The 3,739-nt window shown below is 69.2% G+C and carries 6 protein-coding genes; 4 read left to right on the plus strand and 2 right to left on the minus strand.

The window, feature by feature from the left end; translation table 11 throughout:
• The 3 genes from GPA_RS11035 to GPA_RS11045 form a co-directional block, all read left to right on the plus strand.
• Window positions 1–941: DMT family transporter (locus GPA_RS11035; protein WP_049784120.1), on the plus strand; the 941-nt coding region annotated here is incomplete at its 5' end.
• Window positions 938–1,933 carry an alpha/beta fold hydrolase gene (locus GPA_RS11040; protein WP_015539904.1) on the plus strand — a complete coding sequence of 332 codons (996 nt, stop codon included), beginning with the start codon at window positions 938–940 and terminating at the stop codon, window positions 1,931–1,933. The genes GPA_RS11035 and GPA_RS11040, both read left to right, overlap by 4 nt.
• Window positions 1,930–2,439 carry a nucleotidyltransferase domain-containing protein gene (locus GPA_RS11045; protein ID WP_015539905.1) on the plus strand — a complete coding sequence of 170 codons (510 nt, stop codon included), beginning with the start codon at window positions 1,930–1,932 and terminating at the stop codon, window positions 2,437–2,439. Before GPA_RS11040 ends, GPA_RS11045 begins: the two co-directional genes overlap by 4 nt.
• 15 nt (window positions 2,440–2,454) lie before the next feature.
• Here the strand turns inward: GPA_RS11045 and GPA_RS11050 are convergent, their stop codons facing one another.
• Complete coding sequence (locus GPA_RS11050; RefSeq protein WP_049784121.1) at window positions 2,455–3,105, minus strand: SdpI family protein; 651 nt, start codon at window positions 3,103–3,105, stop codon at window positions 2,455–2,457.
• Window positions 3,062–3,370: an autorepressor SdpR family transcription factor gene (locus GPA_RS11055; protein WP_015539907.1), complete on the minus strand. Its 309-nt coding sequence runs from the start codon at window positions 3,368–3,370 to the stop codon at window positions 3,062–3,064. The genes GPA_RS11050 and GPA_RS11055 overlap by 44 nt, the downstream gene beginning before the upstream one ends.
• A 103-nt stretch (window positions 3,371–3,473) precedes the next feature.
• On the opposite strand from GPA_RS11055, the gene GPA_RS20205 reads away from it, so the two are divergent.
• Window positions 3,474–3,739: hypothetical protein (locus GPA_RS20205; protein ID WP_231847633.1), on the plus strand; the 266-nt coding region annotated here is incomplete at its 3' end.

Below are 3,739 nucleotides of genomic sequence, written 5' to 3' on the forward strand. Positions count from 1 at the left end.
CGCTCGTGGGCGCGGGACTCTGGGGCTTCTCGGGGGCCTGCGCGCAGTTCCTGCTGTCGAACTACGACATAACGCCCCCGTTCGTCACGGCGGTGCGCATGCTGGGGGCGGGCCTTCTGTTCCTCGTCGTGCTTGCAGCGCGCCAGCGGGAGCGGCTGGCCGCGATGCTGCGCGACCGGCGCACGCTCGGGCGCCTTGCGGTGTTCGGCGCGGGCGGCCTGTACCTGTGCCAGATCACGTACGCCATCGTCATCGACTACACGAACGCGGGCACGGCCACGGTGCTGCAATGCACGGGCATCGCGTTCGTCATGCTGTTCACGTGCATCGTCGGGCGCGCGCTGCCGCGGGCGAAGGAGCTCGTCGGACTGGGGGCGGCCCTGTTCGCCACCTGGCTCATCGCCACGCAGGGCGACCCGTCGGCACTCTCGCTGCCGCTGCCGGGCCTGGTGTGGGGCATCGCGAACGGGCTGTCGGTGGCGTTCTACATCATGTATCCGAAGAAGCTGTTCGCCGAATGGGGCAGCTTCGCGGTCACGGGCATCGGCATGCTCGTGGGCGGCGTGGCGGCCGCGCTCGTGTGGCTGGCGGGCGGCGTCGTGGACGGCGCGGGGCTCGCGCTGCCTACGCTCGACGCGGCGGGATTCCTCGTGTTCGGGCTGATCATCGTCGTGGGCACGTTCGCCGCGTTCGCGCTGTACCTGCACGGCGTGTCCATCGTGGGCTCGGTGAAGGGGAGCCTGCTCGGCGCTATCGAGCCGGTGAGCGCCACGGCGTTCTCCGCACTGTGGCTGGGCACGGCGTTCTCCGGGGCCGACTGGGTGGGCTTCGTGCTCATGATAGCCATGATATTCCTGGTCACGGGCGAGAAGCCGCAGTCGCGCCGGGAAGCGGAAGCGAGCGGGGAAGTTCTGGAGGGCTCGGAAGGGGAAGCGCGATGAACAGGGAACGCAAGCACTGCTTGGAGTCGTGCGAGGTGTCGCGGCTCGTGCGCTACGAGCTGGGCGGCGTGGAGCAGAAGGTGACGCTGGAAGGCCGCCGCGCGGACGCGCCGGTGGTGATCTTCCTGCACGGCGGGCCGGGCTCGCCGCTGCCCATCTCGGTGGGCACGCGCGGCATGTTCCCGGATCTCACGGACCGCTATGTGCTGGCAGCGTGGGACCAGCTGGGATGCGGCGCGAACCGCTGCGCGCTCGGCGACGACGCGTGCATCGAGCGCTACGTGGACATGACGCTCGACCTCGTGCGCGCGGTGCGGCGCGACTTCCCCGGCAACGAGGTGAACCTGCTGGGCGTGTCGTGGGGCTCCATCCTGGCGGCTCGGGCGGCCGCGCGCGAGCCGGGGCTCGTCGACCACGTGGTGACGTACGGGCAGGTGCTCAAAGAGCTCGGCTTCAACGACGAGGTGTTCGAGGCGCTCGAGCGCTCGGCGATGCCCGCGAAGCTGAAGGCCGATCTGCGCGCGATCCGTGCGTCCGGTGCACGCGACCTCAAGGCGGGCATGCGGCTGGCCGGCTGGGTGCGGAAGTACACCGAGGGCTACCAGGCGCAGGGCGGCGGCATGATGCCCGTCGGCGCGTTCGTGCGCGGCCTGCTGGCGAGCCCCGACTACACGCTGCGCGACCTGGTGGCGGCCGTGTCGAACGACTTCTCGCGCAGCGAGCGCCTGTTCGCCGAGCTTTTCGCCGTCGACCTCTCCGAGGAGCTTGCGAACATGCGCGTGCCGTACCTCATCGTGCAGGGCGAGACGGACATCGTCACGTCTACCCGCGCCATCCGCGCGTTCGTCGCGGAGTGCGGCAACCCCAACCTGCGCTACGCCGAGGCCCCGCGCAGCGGACACATGCCCGGCACGGCCGGCATGGACCTGCTGTTCGCGCGCATGGCCGACTTTCTGGGCCCAAGCACGCCGGCGGCGGAGGCGGCCCGATGATGCGGGAAGAGGATGCGGCCGAGCTGCTCGACGCGCTCGCCGAGCGCGGCATCGACGTGCGGCTCGACGGCGGCTGGGGCGTGGATGCGCTGCTGGGCAGGCAGACGCGCGAACACAACGACCTCGACCTGTTCTCAGAACGCCGCGACGAGGACGCGCTCGTCGCCCTGCTGCGCGAGCGCGGCTTCGCGCCGGTGGGGCGCGCGTTCACCACCGAGGCGCACACGGCCTGGGCCGACGACGAGGATCGCGAGGTTGACCTGCACGTGTTCGAGCGCGCGGCCGACGGGTCGCTCCTGTTCGAGGGCGAGGCCTACCCGGCAAGTACCTTCGACGGCGAGGGCCGCATCGCGGGGCGCGCCGTGCGCTGCATCCCGCCGGCCGAGCAGGTGGCCTTCCACTGCGGCTACGACCACGACGAGGACGACGTCCACGACGTGCGCCTGCTCTGCGAGCGCTTCGGCATCCCCGTGCCCGCCGAGTACGCCCGCGAGATCGAGGGGTAGGGGCGGCCGCGCGGCCTACTGCTTGCCCAGCTCCTGGCGGTAGATGACGTAGGAGCCGACGATGGCGGCGGCGAACCCTGCTAGCAGCACCAGCAGCACCGCCGGGGTCACGAGGCGCGCGGGAAGCACGAGGCCGAGCACGATCATGGCGAAGCCCGTTGCGACGCCCGCGTACCCGCCGAGGCGCTGGCTGCGCCGCCACGTCTCCGGGCTGGCCTCGCTCCACGGCGTGCGCAGGCCGAAGAAGGGGTTGCGGTCCGCTTTCGGCATGAGGTTCCCCGCCACGACGCAGAGCGCGCCGCCGATGACGGCGGCCCAGCGGCTCGCGTCCAGGTCGGGCTCGGGGAAGGGCGCGCCGTCGTAGAGGAGCGCCTTCGTGAGGTAGAACAGTATCCAGCCCAGCACGAACACCTCGAAGGCCACGGCGCCCCACGCCCAGCGGCGCTCCTTGCCGATCGGCGCGTTCTTGGAACCCATCACGACGAACACGCCGCAGAGCGGGAAGAGGATCGCCACCAGGAACTCGTACTTGCTGCCCAGGCGGTCCGGCTCGTTCGCCCCGTTGAAGTGCACCGGTACCTGGTCGGGCATGAGGTGGATGAGCACGGACGCCACGAGGACGTCAAGCGCCATCAGGATGTACGTGGTTGCGTAGAGCCTCTTCACCGTCCGCCTCCTTCAAGTTCATCATCCACAGCAGGGTCTCCTCCAGCACCGATGCCTTCAGCTCGTAGAACACGAACTTTCCCTCGCGGTAGTCGCGCACGAGCCCGGCGTCCTTGAGCACCGAGAGGTGACGCGACACGGCGGGGGCGGAGATGTCGAACAGCTCGGCGATCTGCCCGGCCGGCATGCGCCCTCGTTTCAGATGCTCGAGGATCTGCCGGCGCACCGGGTCCGACAAGGCCTTCAGCGTCTCCTGGATACCCATGGCACGCCCTTCCTTCGCACAACGATTAACATTTAAGTTAATTGTTACCTATTGTACGATCGATTGCAAGAGAGGGGGCGGTGAATGAGCGAAAAGCGACGGAATGTTGCGTTTTCTCGTGCGCGAAGGGCTTGTTCCTGGGTGTCGGCTGCGATTTGCGTGCGCTTTCGCAGATGGGGGGAAACGGTTCGATCGGTTGCCGCCGCAAGCGCACTATTCGGTGTTTTTCGCACGCTGCCGAGACGATCGGGATCGCCCGGTGCGCCGCGGTACAATGGCGGGGTGCCTACAGGACGGGAAGGATGTGCCGATGGGTTTCGACGCTCTGATCGTGATCGACATGCAGGAGGCCCTCGTTGGGCGGCGGCC

It is taken from the genome of Gordonibacter pamelaeae 7-10-1-b (assembly GCF_000210055.1).
Lineage (GTDB): Bacteria > Actinomycetota > Coriobacteriia > Coriobacteriales > Eggerthellaceae > Gordonibacter > Gordonibacter pamelaeae.

Coding starts and splice junctions, on each gene's coding strand:
- GPA_RS11040 (WP_015539904.1), top strand. CDS start 938: ATGAACAGGGAACGCAAGCACTGCTTGGAGTCGTGCGAGGTGTCGCGG.
- GPA_RS11045 (WP_015539905.1), top strand. CDS start 1,930: ATGATGCGGGAAGAGGATGCGGCCGAGCTGCTCGACGCGCTCGCCGAG.
- GPA_RS11055 (WP_015539907.1), bottom strand. CDS start 3,370: ATGGGTATCCAGGAGACGCTGAAGGCCTTGTCGGACCCGGTGCGCCGG.